We start from the raw sequence: 1,974 nt of genomic DNA, 5'->3' as shown, positions 1-1,974 counted from the left end.
GCCACGAGGTATCGGTGCTATGATGGCCATCACTCAGTCCTTTTGTCGGTATGTTTCGGTTTGGCGATTGATCAGATCGCACAAAGCGGACTGAGTTTCTCTTATCTTTGAGATCTACTATTAGGAACAGCTATTTAGTTTCTTACGGGCATGAATCACCGCGCTCGGCGCAACAAAAGGCTTCTTACCCGGAAGTAATATATCGAGCTGAGAAACCACCTTGCTCATCGATAGATGCCGATAAAGAGACATTCCCACCACGCTCCACACCATCAGTTCCATGGGGAGCCGACGCTTACGAATCGTGGCGACGCCCGTGTCTTCAAGACATTGATTAATCAGTGTGGGGCAAAGGAGATCTGATAGCCCATTGAGTTGGTCAGCAGAGAATGGGTGTATTCGGTCGAGGGCTTGCCTTAAGAACATAAAGAAATCCGAGTGCATAGAAACACTCGGATTTTGACAGCCTATAAGGATCGTTCAACCGATCATTTATTGCTTAACTGATCGGTATTAAGCGTTAATCGCTGCCTTTTTCTTGTGCTTTTTCAAACACAAAACTCGCTTCGAGCTTTGCGTGATCAGAGGCAGTAGTATCAATAGATTTAGCGTGTTGTAAGGTCATCCCACGGTAAAATACATGGTCCAGCGGATGACTGAAAACCCGCAACCTTTCATCTGGCTGGAAATTCGCTTCCTGTAGCTCAATCGCACTTAACTTATCTCTCACGACAGACAGTCGTTCATTACTCCAGGTGTTTAAGTCTCCTGCAATAATCAAAGGCCCCTTAAGTGGCTCTACCGCTTCTACCAACACATCCAGTTGCTCAGAATACTCAGTCACACCATAAGAAAAATTGATACTGTGAAGGTTAATCACAGACAACACTTCCCCATTGGAAAGCGGGAAAGCACTGTACAACGCACTCTTTGGTAATCGTACGTAAGGCTCGACTTTGGTGTAGGCACATACCTTCACTGGTACTGCTTCAGACAATGTCATTACACCCGCGATCTCTCCATTGATCGCAAATGCATAAGCCTGATTACTATGCCAACCGCTCTCTTCCACATAGTTGAGCATTTGTGGTTTGGTTTGTGCTTCCTGAAGCAAAATGATGGTGTTATCCACCGCCAGCGACTTAAGTTCAGTATCCCAACCCTCCAACTGCTGTTTATAGATATTCCATACAGCAATGTTCAAAGGCTTCGAGACATCAATCTCCGAAGGATCTTTATACTCGCGGCATTTCACCGCACCTTGACCGGAAGCAAGCTGAGGTGAGTCAGGGACATCAACGAGAAAGTAGACGAGAGCAATGCCGAGTAGAAGACATGCGGTAGAGATAATAACCCAAAGGCTTCGAAGTTGATTCATAGTGCCGATTAGCGATTAAGAACTAAACCAGCCTGAAGGATACACATAAACCACCACTCCCGCACAGGGATTTAAGAGCAAAGCCAAACCCCAAAGCGCGAAAAGTCACGGTATTGCTGCCGGGGCGAGTAGTCACAGGCTTTAAAAGTGGAAATGGGAAAAGATTCGACGGGCATACCGTAAAGTGGACTGGCACTCCAGCCCCTAAAAATTGGCTCATAGAGCCAAATTCTATATATGAAAAAGCCTCAGCATTACTGCTGAGGCTTGAAGATGGCAGGGGTGGAGGGATTCGAACCCCCAACACGCGGATTTGGAATCCGCTGCTCTGCCAATTGGAGCTACACCCCTATTGCTGTTTTTAAGAGTTAGCTTCTCTTTAAAAAGTGGCGGAGCGGACGGGACTCGAACCCGCGACCCCCGGCGTGACAGGCCGGTATTCTAACCAACTGAACTACCGCTCCACACTTAAATTAGAAGCCTGGCGATGTCCTACTCTCACATGGGGAGACCCCACACTACCATCGGCGCTGTTACGTTTCACTACTGAGTTCGGCATGGAATCAGGTGGGTCCATAACGCTATGGTCGCCAAGC

1 protein-coding gene, 2 tRNA genes, 1 rRNA gene and 1 pseudogene are annotated in these 1,974 nt (G+C 47.5%); all 5 read right to left on the bottom strand.

Going from position 1 to position 1,974, the window contains the following annotated elements; genetic code table 11:
• Positions 1-135: 135 nt before the first annotated feature.
• Positions 136-426: pseudogene (locus GMA8713_RS25550) on the bottom strand (transposase domain-containing protein); the annotation flags it as partial.
• 94 nt (positions 427-520) lie between these two features.
• Entirely contained in the window at positions 521-1,378 is an 858-nt protein-coding gene (locus tag GMA8713_RS25545; RefSeq protein ID WP_062715476.1) for an endonuclease/exonuclease/phosphatase family protein, read from the bottom strand.
• Between the two features lie 274 nt (positions 1,379-1,652).
• A tRNA-Trp gene (locus tag GMA8713_RS25540) sits at positions 1,653-1,729 on the bottom strand.
• Between the two features lie 36 nt (positions 1,730-1,765).
• Positions 1,766-1,842, bottom strand: a tRNA-Asp gene (locus GMA8713_RS25535).
• Positions 1,843-1,857: 15 nt separating this feature from the next.
• Positions 1,858-1,973 (bottom strand): 5S ribosomal RNA (rrf, locus tag GMA8713_RS25530).
• Position 1,974 lies beyond the last annotated feature (1 nt).

It is taken from the genome of Grimontia marina, from assembly GCF_900060185.1.
GTDB lineage: Bacteria > Pseudomonadota > Gammaproteobacteria > Enterobacterales > Vibrionaceae > Enterovibrio > Enterovibrio marinus.
The sequence above is the reverse complement of the archived record's forward strand: the minus strand, read 5'-3'. Positions and strand labels throughout refer to the sequence as shown.

Coding starts and splice junctions, on each gene's coding strand:
- GMA8713_RS25545 (WP_062715476.1), bottom strand. CDS start 1,378: ATGAATCAACTTCGAAGCCTTTGGGTTATTATCTCTACCGCATGTCTT.